Annotated in this window: 11 protein-coding genes; 3 read left to right on the plus strand and 8 right to left on the minus strand. The window is 73.2% G+C overall.

All coding sequences use genetic code 11. From position 1 onward, the window contains the following. Nucleotides 1-6: 6 nt before the first annotated feature. Nucleotides 7-510, minus strand: a complete 504-nt coding sequence (locus FZC61_RS20035) for a hypothetical protein (protein WP_148615958.1) — start codon at nucleotides 508-510, stop codon at nucleotides 7-9. Between the two features lie 3 nt (nucleotides 511-513). Then, on the minus strand, nucleotides 514-645 hold the full coding sequence (locus FZC61_RS24010; protein WP_281289853.1) for a hypothetical protein: 132 nt from the start codon (nucleotides 643-645) through the stop codon (nucleotides 514-516). A gap of 81 nt (nucleotides 646-726) precedes the next feature. On the opposite strand from FZC61_RS24010, the gene FZC61_RS20040 reads away from it, so the two are divergent. Then, a complete protein-coding gene (locus FZC61_RS20040; protein ID WP_148615959.1) occupies nucleotides 727-1,437 on the plus strand; it encodes an inositol monophosphatase family protein in 711 nt (236 codons plus the stop codon). 13 nt (nucleotides 1,438-1,450) lie between these two features. Beyond that, nucleotides 1,451-2,629 (plus strand): DUF3089 domain-containing protein, encoded by a 1,179-nt coding sequence (locus FZC61_RS20045; protein ID WP_170286199.1) that lies wholly within the window; start codon nucleotides 1,451-1,453, stop codon nucleotides 2,627-2,629. Between the two features lie 161 nt (nucleotides 2,630-2,790). Here the strand turns inward: FZC61_RS20045 and FZC61_RS20050 are convergent, their stop codons facing one another. After that, nucleotides 2,791-4,968, minus strand: coding sequence for a glutamine synthetase III family protein (locus FZC61_RS20050; RefSeq protein ID WP_148615961.1), 2,178 nt, complete (start codon nucleotides 4,966-4,968; stop codon nucleotides 2,791-2,793). A gap of 220 nt (nucleotides 4,969-5,188) precedes the next feature. Here FZC61_RS20050 and FZC61_RS20055 point away from each other — a divergent pair, with 220 nt between their 5' ends. Beyond that, nucleotides 5,189-5,950, plus strand: a complete 762-nt coding sequence (locus tag FZC61_RS20055) for a response regulator transcription factor (protein WP_148615962.1) — start codon at nucleotides 5,189-5,191, stop codon at nucleotides 5,948-5,950. A 43-nt stretch (nucleotides 5,951-5,993) separates the two neighbouring features. On the opposite strand, the gene FZC61_RS20060 is transcribed toward FZC61_RS20055, so the two are convergent. The 5 genes from FZC61_RS20060 to FZC61_RS20080 all read right to left on the minus strand — a co-directional run bounded on the left by FZC61_RS20060 (nucleotide 5,994) and on the right by FZC61_RS20080 (nucleotide 13,812). Next, entirely contained in the window at nucleotides 5,994-6,386 is a 393-nt protein-coding gene (locus FZC61_RS20060; protein WP_170286200.1) for an Hpt domain-containing protein, read from the minus strand. A 243-nt stretch (nucleotides 6,387-6,629) separates the two neighbouring features. Further along, the gene (locus tag FZC61_RS20065; RefSeq protein WP_148615964.1) at nucleotides 6,630-9,614 is read right to left on the minus strand and encodes a bifunctional [glutamine synthetase] adenylyltransferase/[glutamine synthetase]-adenylyl-L-tyrosine phosphorylase; all 2,985 of its coding nucleotides are present in this window, start codon (nucleotides 9,612-9,614) and stop codon (nucleotides 6,630-6,632) included. Beyond that, a complete protein-coding gene (locus FZC61_RS20070) occupies nucleotides 9,611-10,369 on the minus strand; it encodes a type 1 glutamine amidotransferase (RefSeq protein ID WP_148615965.1) in 759 nt (252 codons plus the stop codon). Before FZC61_RS20070 ends, FZC61_RS20065 begins: the two co-directional genes overlap by 4 nt. 23 nt (nucleotides 10,370-10,392) lie before the next feature. Further along, a complete protein-coding gene (gene glnA / locus FZC61_RS20075) occupies nucleotides 10,393-11,730 on the minus strand; it encodes a type I glutamate--ammonia ligase (protein ID WP_148615966.1) in 1,338 nt (445 codons plus the stop codon). 30 nt (nucleotides 11,731-11,760) lie between these two features. Further along, nucleotides 11,761-13,812 carry an NAD(+) synthase gene (locus FZC61_RS20080; protein WP_148615967.1) on the minus strand — a complete coding sequence of 684 codons (2,052 nt, stop codon included), beginning with the start codon at nucleotides 13,810-13,812 and terminating at the stop codon, nucleotides 11,761-11,763. Nucleotides 13,813-13,822: the final 10 nt, after the last annotated feature.

Raw genomic sequence — 13,822 nt, forward strand, 5'->3', positions numbered from 1 at the left:
CGGAGGTCACTCCGCGCGGTGCGTGCCCTGCGTCGCGGGACCAGGAGCCGGGTCGACGACCTCGGTCTCGCGGGTCGCGGGGTCGGTCGGCGTCGTCGGTGCCACCACGTCATCGGCGTGCGCGCCCTTGAGCGCGGGACCGGTGACGGGCTCGTAGTCAGGCGCCGAGGTGTCGATGCGCGGGTCGAGCTCGTCGGCCCGGCGTACGACGTCCTCCTGGGTCGCCTGCTCGTGCGCGAGGCGGCGGTGGGCCCCCTCGGCGACCTGCTCGGCCTGCTGCGCCTGCGCCCGGGCGCGTTCGGCCTGGGCGTCCGCGACGCGCGCCTCCTGGGCCGCCGAGCGGACGTCGGGGTCGTGGCTCGCGGCCCGGCCGCGCAGCTCCTCGGCCGAGGCGAGGCGCTGCTCGCGGGTGTGGGCCGAGCGGCGCCGCAGCAGCACGACGAGCAGGGCGAGCAGCACCAGCACGACGACCGCGGCGACCAGGACGGCGACGATGGTGGGGGTGTCCATGGGTCAGCTCCCCTCGGGCTCGGGCGCCGGGTGCGTCTGCGGGTCGGCCATGGGCTGGTCCGGGTCGAGGCTGGGCACGACGTCGGGATGCTCGTCCGGCGTGGCCGGCTGCGGTTCTGTGGGCATGGTGGTCATCAGTCCACCGTGCCCCTCGGCGGCCGGCGCCTCTCCACCCGCGCAGGTGGGAGCCGGCCCCGGTGTGGGTAGCGTGCGCGTGTGGAGACCGAGGACGTCCTGGCCCTGCTGCAGGAGGTCGCGGCCGAGGTGGTCGACCCCCGGTTCCGGTCGCTGCGGCGCGGCGAGGTCACCAGCAAACGGCGGCCCGGCGACCTGGTCACGGTCGCCGACCGCGAGGCGGAGGTGCTGATCACCGCCGCGCTGCGCGGTTCCCACCCCGACGCCGTGGTCCTCGGCGAGGAGGCCGTCGCCGCCGACCCGTCGCTGCTGCGCGGCTGGGCCCACGCGCCCCACGTGTTCACCGTCGACCCGGTCGACGGCACCCGCAACTTCGTCCAGGGCTCACCCGACCACGCGGTGATGGTCGCCGAGCTGCGCGACGGCGTGGTCGTGCGCAGCTGGATCTGGCAGCCCCAGCACCGCACCGCCTACGTCGCCGAGCGCGGCGCCGGGGCGTGGCGCGACGGCGTCCGGCTCGACACCACCCGCACCGCCCACCCGAGCCGGAGTCGGACCGGTTCCTGCTGCGGCGTCGACTACCCGCGCCTGGCGACCGGCGAGGCGGGGTGGGGTGTCTGGTTCAAGACCAAGCCCTGGGACCACGCCCCGGGCTCGCTGCTGCTGACCGAGGCCGGAGGCCGTGTCGGTGGTCCCGGCCGGTCGCCGTACCGACCGGCGACGCCGCCGCGGGTGCTCGTGGCGACCTCGCGCGGACGTCGCGAGGGGGAGGTCGGCGCCACGACGGTGTGAGAGCCTCACCCCCGTGCTGACCCGTGCCCGCCACACCTGCCTCCTGACGGTGCTCGCCCTGGTCGCCGGGCTGCTGGCGACCACCCCGGCCCCGGCTCACGCCGTCAACGGCTCGGTCTCCTGGCTGTGCCGCCCGGCGCAGGGCGCACAGCCCTGCGTCGGCGACCTGACCACGACCGTGCGCCGCAGCGACGGCACCGCGTCGGTGGTCCGACCCGCCCGCGATCGCCGACCCGGCGTGGACTGCTTCTACGTCTACCCCACGGCCTCGCAGCAGCCGACGCCCAACGCGCGCCGCACCACGGAGGCGTCGGTGCGGGCCGTGGCCCGCCAGCAGGCGATGCGCTTCTCGCAGGTCTGCCGGACCTACGCGCCCCTCTACCGGCAGCGCACGCTGGCCGCCCTGGCCGCCGAGCGGGCGTTCACCGAGCGCCAGCGCGCCGGCTTCAACCGCCTGGCCTACCGCGACGTCCTCACCGCCTGGCGGTCCTACCTGGCGCACGACAACCGCGGGCGCCCGTTCCTGCTGGTCGGGCACTCCCAGGGCTCGCGCCTGCTGCGCAAGCTGGTCCGCGAGGAGATCGACCCGATGCCGCGGCTGCGCCGCCGTCTGGTCTCGGCGATCCTGCCCGGGGCCAACGTGCTGGTGCGCCGCGGCCGCGACCGGGGCGGCGACTTCGCCCACCTGCGGCTGTGCCGCACCGCGACCCAGCTGCACTGCGTGCTGGCGTGGTCGACGTTCGGCGACACGCCGCCCGACGACAGCCGCTTCGGTCGGCCCCCGCTCGACGACCAGCCGTCGGCCGGGCTCGGTCTGCCCGAGGGCGCCCGCTACGAGGTCGCGTGCACCAACCCCGCGTCGTTGCGGCGCAACGCGCGCCGGCCGGTGACCACCCTGGTCCGTTCCGAGATGCTGCCCGGCGTCCTGGGCGTGCTCGCGCTCCAGCTGTACGGCGGCCCGCCGCCCAGCGCCGACACGCCGTGGCTGCGGCCGGCCGACCGCTACTCGGCCCGTTGCGAGACCGTCAACGGCGCCCGCGTGCTGCTGCTGCGCCCCCTCGCCGGGGCCCGCCACCTGTCGCCGTCCCCCGACGCCACCTGGGGCCTGCACCTGCTCGACCTCAACATCGCCCTGGGCGACGTGCTGCGGATCGCCCGCCGCCAGGTCCGCGCCTACCAGCGGCGACAGTGACCCTGCCCCAGGCCCGCGCGTCGCACCCGCCCTCCCCACGGTGGTCGAGGAGCTCCCGCTAGGGAGCGTCACGAGACCCCCGACCGCACCGGGACAGCATCGCGCCCCCGTGCCGCCCACGGGCATGAGCCCGCCGCGCGAGCCCACCGGTCAGCGACGAATCAAAGGATGTACAGCATCTCCTGGTAGGTCGGCAGCGGCCACAGGTCGTCGGCGACGAGGCCCTCGAGCTCGTCGGCGGCGGCGCGGACGGCGGCCATCGCGGGCAGCACGCGGTCGCGGACGATGGTCGCGGTCTCGAGCAGGTCGTCGGCGTGCTCGTGGGCGAGCAGGGTCCTCAGGTCGGCCAGGGCCGAGGTCAGGGAGCCGACCAGCGTGCTCACGGCTTCGAGGGTCGAGCGGTCGGGGGTGAGGCCCGCGTCGGTGAGCGCCTTGACGTTGAGCGCGAGCTCGGTCTGGTAGCGCAGCGCCGCCGGCAGCACGGTCGTCGTCCCGATCTCGAGGGTGAGGTTGGCCTCGACCGTGACGGCGAGCACGTACTGCTCGCAGCCGACCTCGAAGCGGCTGTGCGCCTCGCCCTCGTTGAAGACGCCGTACTTCGCGAACAGCTCGATCGCCTCGGGCGAGATGAGCTCGGGCAGGGCGTCGACGGTGGTGCGCAGGTTCTTGAGGCCACGCTGCTCGGCCTCGATCGGCCACTCGTCGGAGTAGCCGTTGCCGTTGAAGATGACCGCACCGTGGTTGGCGACGATCTCGGACAGCAGCGTCTGGACGGCCTCGTTGAAGTCGGTGCCGGCGGCCACGGCGGTCTCGAGCGACGTGGCGCAGTGGTCGAGCGCCTCGGCCATAATCGTGTTGATCATGGCCATCGGGCCGGCCACGGTCTGGTGGGAGCCGGGGGCGCGGAACTCGAAGCGGTTGCCGGTGAAGGCGAACGGCGAGGTGCGGTTGCGGTCGCCGGGGTCCTTGGTCAGGTTGGGCAGGGTGTCGACGCCGATGGTGAGCGTCCCCTTCTCCTTGGAGTGCGTCGCGCCGCCCTTGGCGATCTGGTCGAACACGTCGGCCAGCTGGTCGCCGAGGAAGATCGAGATGATCGCGGGCGGCGCCTCGTTGGCGCCCAGGCGGTGGTCGTTGGACGCCGAGGCGACCGACGCGCGCAGCAGGCCGCCGTACAGGTGGACCGCGCGGATGACGGCGGCGCAGAAGACGAGGAACTGCGCGTTGTCGTGCGGGTTGTCGCCGGGCACGAGCAGCGAGCCGAGCTCGGCGTTGCCGAGGGAGAAGTTGACGTGCTTGCCCGAGCCGTTGACCCCGTCGAACGGCTTCTCGTGGAACAGGCACTCCATGCCGTGCTTGCGGGCGACCGACTTGAACGTCGTCATCAGCAGCTGCTGGTGGTCGGAGGCCTCGTTGGCGCGCTCGAACATCGGCGCCACCTCGAACTGACCGGGGGCGACCTCGTTGTGCCGCGTCTTGGCGGGGATGCCGAGCTTGAAGAGCTCACGCTCGGTGTCCATCATGAAGCCCAGCACGCGCTCGGGGATCGCGCCGAAGTAGTGGTCGTCGAACTCCTGGCCCTTGGGCGGCTTGGCGCCGAACAGGGTGCGGCCCGCGTTGAGCAGGTCGGGGCGCGACCAGAAGAAGTGGCTGTCGATGAGGAAGTACTCCTGCTCGGGACCGCAGTAGGCCACGACGTTGTCGGGCTCGGTGTGGCCGAACAGCTCCAAGACGCGCTTGGCGTGCACCGACATCGCCTGCTGCGAGCGCAGTACCGGCGTCTTGTGGTCGAGGGCCTCGCCGGTCATCGAGATGAAGACCGTCGGGATGCACAGGGTGTTGCCGTTGGGGTTCTCCAGCACGTACGCCGGGCTCATCACGTCCCAGCCGGTGTAGCCGCGCGCCTCGAAGGTGTTGCGCAGCCCGCCGTTGGGGAACGACGAGGCGTCGGGCTCGCCCTGCACGAGGGTCTTGCCCGAGAACGACGCGAGGGCGGTCCCGTCGCCGACCGGGTCGAGGAAGCTGTCGTGCTTCTCGGCGGTCAGCCCCGTGAGCGGGTAGAACACGTGGGCGTAGTGGGTGGCGCCCTTCTCCAGCGCCCAGTCCTTCATCGCCGACGCGACCGCGTCCGCGACGTCGGGGTCGAGCGGCGTGGACTTCTCGATCGTCGAGACGACCGACTTGTAGACCGACTTGGGCAGGCGCTTCTGCATCACCGTCAGGCTGAAGACGTTGGAGCCGAAGATCTCGCCGGGCTCCTCGCCGGGGTCGAAGCTGATGGGCGGCGGGACGTAGGCCTCGACGGCGGCGATGGCCTGCAGGCGTACGGGGTTGGCGGTCATGGGCGGGGCTCCCTCGATGTCGGGCCGAGCGTGCGCCGGCCTCGGGCGCCGCCGCCTGCGGTGAACCTAGGAGCCGCGGGTGTCGCGATTGTTTCGTCGCCGTGTCGCTGGACGGATCCGGCGTGTGACGCCCCTCACCCGCCCGTCGACGCGAGACCGCGCCAGACGCTGCGGCGGGGGGTGGCTGGCATCCTGCGCAGACTCTGGCAGACTCCCCCGCGTGTCACAGGAGCAACATGAGGAGCGCCGGGCGGTCGTCGTCGAGGACGACGAGGACATCCGGTCGCTCATCGAGTTCACCCTGACCACTCAGGGCTTCGTGGTCCGCTCGGTCGCGACCGGCCTCGACGGCATCGAGCAGGTCAAGCAGTTCGACCCCGACCTGGTGACCCTCGACCTGGGGCTGCCGGGCATCGACGGCATCGAGACCTGCCGCCGGATCCGCGAGCACACCGACGCCTACGTCGTGATGATCACGGCCCGCGACGACGAGATCGACCGCCTCCTGGGGCTCGAGACCGGCGCCGACGACTTCTTGTCCAAGCCCTTCAGCGTGCGCGAGCTCAAGGCCCGCATCAACGCGCTCTTCCGCCGTCCGCGTCGTGGCGTCGGCGCGGCCGGACCCGCGCCGGCCTCGTCCCAGGCCGCCATCGCCGTCGCGCTCCAGCCCGACCACGAGGTCCTCGAGCACGGGCCGCTGCGCGTCGACGTCGACGGACGCCGTGCCTTCCGCTCTGCCGACGAGCTCTCGCTGACCCGCACCGAGTTCGACCTGCTCACCGAGCTGATGCGCACCCCCGCCCGGGTCTGGACCCGCGAGGCCCTGCTGCGCTCGGTCTGGGGCACCGACTGGGCCAGCGACACCCACCTCGTCGAGGTCCACATCGGCAACCTGCGACGCAAGCTCGGCGAGGGCTCCGGCCGCCCCAAGTTCATCAAGACCGTGCGGGGCGTCGGCTACCGCATGGAGTCGCTGGACTGACCGACCCGCGGCGGGCGACCCGCTGCGGGCTCGGCCCAAGACGTCAGGACGTGCGGGCCCCGTGGCCCTCGAAGGCCTCGGCCGCGGTCGGGTCCTGGGCGAGGTAGGTGTCGATCGCCGTTGCGGCGCGCTGCGCCGCGTCGGGTAGGAGCAGGGCCTGGGCGCCCGCCGAGCGCAGGTCGCCCCGCCGCAGGTCGGTCTCGAGGTGCGCTGCGAGCCCGGACAGCTCGTCGGCGCCAGTCATGGTCGACGACACCTTGAGACTCAGCACCGCGTCCATCGCCTCGTCGACGTCGCCCGCGCCGACCGAGGCCAGCACGCGTGCGACCCGCGGCTCGAGCATCCGCCGGTAGGTGCGCGCGAGCTCGAGGACGAACGGCCGTTGGGAGGCATCGTCGACGAGGTCGAGCAACCTGCTCGGGTCGAACGCGGTCATGGACGGATCTCCCTCGGATCGTGACTTCCCATCCTGCAGGCCGCTCATCAGGTCCTGATCCAGAAAACCTCAAGAACTGCTCAATACCTCTGCGACCGGCTCCGAGGCGCGAGCACGGACGCGTCATACGGACCGGGGCGCGACCGCGGGCCGCGACCTCTGGGGGGATCGGTCACGGCCCGCGATGGAACATCCTGTCACTTATCAACACAACCGGGCAATCACCGGCGTCTGTCCGTCGGCTCAGCCCCAGAAGACCCGGTCGACCACGCCCCGGGCCAGGCGGGTGACCCGCAGGTAGTCGTTGACCATCTCGTCGGTGCTGCCCGGCGGGTAGCCCAGGATGCTCGCGACCGCAGCCCGCTCGCGGGTGTCGCGCGGCATCTCGTCGCCGGCCTTGCCCCGGGCCAGGGTGACGGCGTTGCGGACCCGGCTGACGGTCCGCCAGGCCTCGCAGAGCAGCCGGGCGTCGTCGGAGGCGACCAGGCCGGCGTCGCGGGCGGCCTCGAGGGCCGGCAGGGTCCGCGGGGTGCGTAGGCTCTCGACCTCGCCGGCGTGCCGCATCTGCAACAGCTGGACGGTCCACTCGATGTCGGCCAGTCCCCCGCGTCCGAGCTTGAGGTGGAGCGTCGGGTCGGCGCCGCGCGGCAGGCGCTCGCGGTCGACACGCGCCTTGATCCGGCGGACCTCGAGGACGTCGTCCTCGCGCAGACCGGCGACGGGGTAGCGCAACGGGTCGATGAGGGCGGTGAACGCCTCGCGGACGCCCGGGTCGCCGACCACGGCGTCGGCGCGCAGCAGGGCCTGGGCCTCCCAGACCTTCGACCACTTCGCGTAGTAGGCGGCGTAGGAGTCGAGGGTGCGGACCAGGGCGCCCTGCTTGCCCTCGGGGCGCAGGTCGGCGTCGACGACCAGGGCCGGGTCGGTGCCGGGCAACGCCAGCATGCGACGCAGCTCGTTGGCGACCGCCGTGGCGTACGACGAGGCCACCTGCGGGTCGGCGCCGTCGACGGGCACGTGCACGAAGAGCACGTCGGCGTCGCTGCCGTAGGACAGCTCGAAGCCGCCGTAGCGGCCCATCGCGACCACGGCCAGCCGGGTCGGGGCGGTGTCGAGCCTGCGCGCCCGGCATACGCCGCGCCCGGCGGCCTCGAGCGCGGCCTCGAGGGTGGCGTCGGTGATGCGCGACAGCGCCGCCCCCACCTCGGCGACGTCGGTCAGCCCGAGCACGTCGCCGGCCGCGACGCGCAGCAGTTCCCGGCGGCGTACGGCGCGGGCGGCGCGCACGGCCTTGTCGACGTCGTCCTGGCGCTCGGAGCGCGAGCGCATCTCGTCGAGCATCGTCTCGGCGTCGAGGGGCGCGAGGTCCTCCGAGAGCATCCGCACGCCCTGGGGCTCGCGCTCGAGCAGGCCGGTGACGTAGCGGGAGGTCGACAGCAGGTGGGCCAGGCGCTCGGCGACCTGGCCCTCGTCGCGCAGGGTCTTGAGGTACCACGGGGTGCGCCCCAGGGCCTCGCTGAGCCGCCGGAAGCCGAACAGACCGGCGTCGGGGTCGGCGCCCTCGGCGAACCAGCTGAGCATCGCCGGCAGCAGCGCCCGCTGGATCGACGCGGTGCGGGTGACGCCGCTGGTGAGGGCCTCGAGGTTGCGCAGCGCGGCCTGCGGGTCGTCGTAGCCCAGGGCGGCGAGCCGCGCCCCGGCCGCCTGCGACGACAGCCGCACCTCGCCGCTGTGCACGCGCGCGACGGCGGTCAGCAGCGGGCGGTAGAACAGCTTCTCGTGCAGGCGACGGACCTCGCGCCGGTGGTGCTCCCAGACCTTGGCGAGCGTGGCGGCCGGCTCCTTGTGGAAGCCGACGCTGCGGCCCAGGCGCCGCAGCGAGTCGGGGTCCTCCGGCACGACGTGGGTACGCCGCAGCTGCCGCAGCTGGAGGCGGTGCTCGAGGGTCCGCAGGAACGCGTAGGCCTCGTGCAGGGCCTCCCCGTCCTCGCGGCCGACGTAGCCGTGCTCGGTGAGCTGGGAGAGCGCGCTGAGGGTGGTCGAGGAGCGGATCCGGTCGTCGGCCCAGCCGTGCACCAGCTGGAGCAGCTGGACGGCGAACTCCACGTCGCGCAGCCCGCCCGAGCCGAGCTTGAGCTGACGGTCGGCCTCCTTGGCCGGGATGTGCTCCAGCACCCGGCGGCGCATCGCCTGCACCTCGGCGACGAACCCGTCGCGGTCGGCCACGCTCCAGACCATCGGCTCGACGGTGGCGCAGAAGTCACGGCCGAGCGCGAGGTCGCCGGCGACCGGGCGCGCCTTGAGCAGCGCCTGGAACTCCCACGGCTTGGCCCAGCGCTCGTAGTAGCCCCGGTGGCTGGCCAGGGTGCGGGTGAGCGGACCGTTCTTGCCCTCGGGGCGCAGGTTGGCGTCGACCGGCCAGATGGTGCCCTCGCCGGTGTGGTCGGAGCAGACCTGGACCAGGTTGCTGGCCAGCCGGGTCGCGGCCCGCAGGGCTGCGCCGTCGCTGGCCCCGGCCGTCGGCTCGTGCACGAAGATGACGTCGACGTCGCTGACGTAGTTGAGCTCGTGGCCGCCGCACTTGCCCATCGCGATCACCGCGAGCCGGGCCAGCCGGGCCTCGTCGCCCAGGCGCTGGCGGGCGATCGCGAGCGCGGCCTCGAGGGTGCCGGCCGCGAGGTCGGACAGCTCGGCGGCCGCGTCGTCGAGGCCCAGGTCGTGGGCGAGGTCGCGCGCGGCCAGGCGCAGCAGCACCCGACGGTACTCGACGCGCAGGGCGTCGACGGCCTGCGCGTCGGGCAGGGTCGCGGTCGGCGTCGGGTCGTCGGGGTCGGCGCCGACGGCGCGCAGCAGGTCGGCGCGCACGGCGTACGCCGCGGGGCGGGTCGAGCCGAGGGTCGGGTCGGTGAGCTCGCGCCAGTGCTCGGGGTGGCGCACGAGGTGGTGGGCCAGCGCCTCGCTGGCGCCCAGCACGCACAGCAGCCGCATCGCGGTGCCCTCGTCGTCGACGATCGCGTCGAGCAGGGCCGCGCGCTCGGCGCCGGCCGCGTCGGCGAGCCGGACCAGGCAGACCAGGGCCTCGTCGGGGTCGGCGGTGCGGGCCAGCAGCGCGACCAGCGGCTCGGCGGCGTCGCCCAGCTCGGCCAGGTGCGCGAGAGCCCGCTCGGTGTCCTGGAAGCCCAGGCGGAGCAGGTTGCCCTTGGCCAGGCCGGACAGGGCGCGGCTCACCCGAGCTCCCCTGGTCGCTGGGCCGCGAGGTCCTGCGCCCGGGCGGCGAACCGGTCGGCGAGCTCGCGCCCGACCCGTTCGAGGCCCGTGGCGGCGGCCGCGACCTCGGCGAGCCGGGCCTGCTGGTCGATGCCGCGTGCGCGGTGGCGCTCGGCGTCGGAGGCCGCCCACGCGGCGAGGATCTCGGGGGTGGCCTCGGGGTGCCACTGCACGCCCCACGTGGTGGGTCCGAAGCGCATCGCCTGGACGTCGCCGTCCTTGGTGCGGGCCAGCGCGAACGCGCCGGGCGGGTCGCGCAGGACGACGTCGTCGTTCCAGAAGATCCCCGGCTGGGGCAGGGGGTGCGGGCCGCCGGGCGCGACCAGGTCGTCGTGCTCGGCCTCGTCGGTCCAGCGCACCCAGCCCAGCCCGACCTGCTGGCCGTGCGGGCTGCGGCCGACGTCGCCGCCGAAGGCCAGCGCGCACAGCTGGTGGCCCAGGCAGACGCCGAGGGTGGGCACCGCGAGCGCCGCCGCCTCGAGGACCAGGCGGCGTACGGGCATCAGCCACGCGACGTCCGGGTCCCAGGCGTCCATCGACCCGCCCAGGACCACCAGCCCCTGGTAGGCGGTGAGGTCGTCGGGCGCGGGCAGCGAGTCGCCGGCGTACGGGCGGACCACCTCGAGCACGCACCCGGCCTCGACCAGCCACTCGCCGAGCAGGGCCGGCGGGCAGCTGTCCTGGTGCTGGACGACCAGCACCAGCGGGGCGGGCATCTCGGGCACGTCGGGTCGGGCTCTCAGATCACCGGCAGCATCTGGTCGCGCTCCCACGCCGACACCTGACCGCGGTAGTCGTCCCACTCGGCGCGCTTGTTGCGCAGGAAGAAGTCGAAGACGTTCTCGCCGAGGGTCTCGGCGAGCAGCTCGGACTGCTCGGCAATGGTGATCGCCTCGTTGAGGTTGCGCGGCAGCGGGTCGATGCCGAGGCTCTTGCGCTCGCGCTCGGTGAGCGCCCACACGTCGTCCTCGGCCTCGCGCGGCAGCTCGTAGCCCTCCTCGATGCCCTTCATCCCGGCTGCGAGCACGACCGCGAAGGCCAGGTAGGGGTTGCACGCGGGGTCGAGGGTGCGCAGCTCGACCCGGGTCGAGGCGCCCTTGTTGGGCTTGTACATCGGCACCCGGACCATCGCGGAGCGGTTGTTGTGGCCCCAGCAGATGTAGGACGGTGCCTCGCCGCCGAACATCATCCGCTTGTAGGAGTTGACCCACTGGTTGGTGACGACGCTCAGCTCGGGGGCGTGCTTGAGGACGCCGGCGATGAAGCGGCGGCCGGTCTCGCTGAGCTGGTACTCGGACCCGGCCTCGTAGAAGGCGTTCTGGTCGCCCTCGAAGAGGCTGACGTGGGTGTGCATGCCGGAGCCGGGGTGGGTGGTGAAGGGCTTGGGCATGAAGCTGGCCCAGATGCCCTGGCTCAGCGCCACCTCACGGATGACGGTGCGGAAGGTCATGATGTTGTCGGCCGTCGACAGCGCGTCGGCGTAGCGCAGGTCGATCTCCTGCTGCCCCGGGCCCGCCTCGTGGTGGCTGAACTCGACCGAGATGCCCATCGACTCGAGCATCGTGATCGCCTCGCGGCGGAAGTCGGCGCCCATCGACTGCGCGGTGTGGTCGAAGTAGCCGCTGCGGTCGGCCGGAACCGGGTCGACCCCCGACTGCGGGGTGTCCTTGAACAGGTAGAACTCGATCTCGGGGTGCGTGTAGAAGGTGAAGCCCTTCTCGGCGGCCTTGGCCAGGGTGCGCTTGAGCACGAACCGCGGGTCGGCGAACGACGGGGAGCCGTCGGGCATCACGATGTCGCAGAACATCCGCGCCGTCGACGGGCCCTCGGCGCGCCACGGCAGGATCGCGAACGTCGACGGGTCGGGCTTGGCCAGCATGTCGGCCTCGTAGACGCGCGCGAAGCCCTCGATCGCCGAGCCGTCGAACCCGATGCCCTCGTCGAAGGCCCCCTCGAGCTCGGCCGGCGCGACCGCGACCGACTTGAGGAACCCGAGCACGTCGGTGAACCACAGCCTCACGAAGCGGACGTCGCGCTCCTCGAGTGCGCGGAGTACGAAGTCTTCCTGCTTGCCCATGCGTGCAGCCTAGGGGGCGGCGGCGGGCGCCTACGCCCTCGGCACGTTGGCGAGCTCGGCCAGCCAGGCCGCCGGGGAGGCGTCGGACGGCATCCGCCAGTCGCCGCGCGGCGACATGGTGCCGCCGGGGGTGACCTTGGGGCCGTTGGGCAGGGCGGAGCGCTTGAACTGGTTGGCGAAGAACTTGCGGATGAACACCTCGAGCCACTGCCGGATCGTCGCGAGGTCGAACTCGCCGCGTCGGTCCTCGGGGAAGCCCGCGGGCCACTCCCCCGCCTCGACGTCGTGCCAGGCGTGCCAGGCGAGGAACGCGATCTTGCTGGGCCGGTAGCCGCGACGCAGCACGTGGTAGAGCGTGAAGTCCTGCAGGGCGTAGGGGCCCGTGGAGTCCTCGGTGCGCTGGGGGGCCTGGTCGGCCCCGGCCGGGATCAGCTCGGGGGTGATTTCCTGGTCGAGGATCTCCTGCAGCACCGCATCGGTCGTGGCGTCGTACTGGTCGGTGTCGATGGCCCAGCGGATGAGGTGCTGGATGAGGGTCTTGGGCACGCCGCCGTTGACGTTGTAGTGCGACATCTGGTCGCCGACGCCGTAGGTGCACCAGCCCAGGGCGAGCTCGGACAGGTCGCCGGTGCCGAGCACGAGGCCGCCGCGGTGGTTGGCCAGGCGGAAGAGGTAGTCGGTGCGCAGACCGGCCTGGACGTTCTCGAAGGTGATGTCGTAGACCTCCTGCCCCTCGGCGTAGGGGTGGTCGAGGTCGGCGAGCATCTGGCGCGCGGCGGCGGTGATGTCGAGGGTCTGGAAGGTGACGCCGAGGCTCTCGGACAGGCGCGTCGCGAGGGCCTTGGTCGTCTCGCCGGTGGCGAAGCCCGGCATCGTGAAGGCGAGGATGTCGCTGCGCGGGCGGCCGAGCCGGTCCATGGCCTTGGCCGCGACGATCAAGGCGTGGGTGGAGTCGAGACCCCCGCTGACGCCGATGACGACCTTGGGCTGCCAGGTGCCGCCGCTGGCCTCGGCCATCGACCGCAGCCGCTGCTCGAGCCCCGAGACCTGGATGTTGTAGGCCTCGTAGCAGTCCTGGGCCAGACGGGCCGGGTCGTCGGGGACGAACGGGAAGCGGCGTACGGCACGCCGCAGGCCGACGTCGCCCTCCGGCGGGCCGAGGGTGAACTCGACGGTGGTCATCATCGCCTCGACGCCGCGTCGGTTGTCGTCGAAGGTGCCCTGCCGCATCCGCTCCTGGCGGATCCGGTCGAGGTCGATGTCGGCGATGGTCAGGCGGGGGCCGTCGGGGAACCGGTCGCCCTCGGCCAGCAGGTCGCCGCACTCGTAGACCATCGTCTGGCCGTCCCAGCTCAGGTCGGTCGTCGACTCGCCCTGCCCGGCCGCGGCGTAGACGTAGGCGGCCTGGCAGCGGGCGCTCGCGCTGCGCACCAGCAGACGCCGGTCCTCGGCGCGGGCGATGGTGATGGGGCTGCCCGACAGGTTGAGCAGCAGGTGGGCGCCGTGCAGCGCCGCCGTGGCGCTCGGCGGCACCGGCACCCACATGTCCTCGCAGATCTCGGCGTGGAAGGTCAGCTCGGGCAGGTCGTCGGCGCGGAAGACCAGGTCGGTGCCGAAGGGCGCCACGTGCTCGCCGACGGTGATGTCGGAGCCGTCGACGTCGTCGCCGGCGGCGAACCAGCGACGCTCGTAGAACTCGCGGTAGGTGGGCAGGTGCGCCTTGGGCGCCACGCCGAGAAGGCGACCGCCGTGGACGACCAGGGCGCAGTTGTAGACGCGGCCCAGGTGGCGCAGCGGCGCGCCGACGACGAGCACGGTGCGCAGGGTGATGCTGGCGGTCACGACCTCGTCGACCGCCTCGACGACGGCGTCGAGCAGGGTGTCCTGGAGGAAGAGGTCGTCGAGGGCGTAGCCGCTGAGGCAGAGCTCGGGGAACACCGCCACCGCGACGCCCTCGTCGTGGGCCGCGCGCGCCTGCTCGACCACCCGCTCCGCGTTGGTCGCCGGGTCGGCGATCGCGACCGGCAGCGTGCAGGCCGCGACCCGGGCGAACCCGTGCGCGTAGGCCGAGTAGAAGTCCACGTCCGCGAGT

It is taken from the genome of Nocardioides rubriscoriae (assembly GCF_008087085.1).
In the GTDB taxonomy this organism is placed as follows: domain Bacteria; phylum Actinomycetota; class Actinomycetes; order Propionibacteriales; family Nocardioidaceae; genus Nocardioides; species Nocardioides rubriscoriae.

What these genes read in the sequence shown, in the direction of transcription:
- FZC61_RS20070 (WP_148615965.1), bottom strand. Translation starts at nt 10,369, where the DNA reads ATGCCCGCCCCGCTGGTGCTGGTCGTCCAGCACCAGGACAGCTGCCCG.
- glnA (WP_148615966.1), bottom strand. Translation starts at nt 11,730, where the DNA reads ATGGGCAAGCAGGAAGACTTCGTACTCCGCGCACTCGAGGAGCGCGAC.
- FZC61_RS20035 (WP_148615958.1), bottom strand. Translation starts at nt 510, where the DNA reads ATGGACACCCCCACCATCGTCGCCGTCCTGGTCGCCGCGGTCGTCGTG.
- FZC61_RS24010 (WP_281289853.1), bottom strand. Translation starts at nt 645, where the DNA reads ATGACCACCATGCCCACAGAACCGCAGCCGGCCACGCCGGACGAGCAT.
- FZC61_RS20050 (WP_148615961.1), bottom strand. Translation starts at nt 4,968, where the DNA reads ATGACCGCCAACCCCGTACGCCTGCAGGCCATCGCCGCCGTCGAGGCC.
- FZC61_RS20060 (WP_170286200.1), bottom strand. Translation starts at nt 6,386, where the DNA reads ATGACCGCGTTCGACCCGAGCAGGTTGCTCGACCTCGTCGACGATGCC.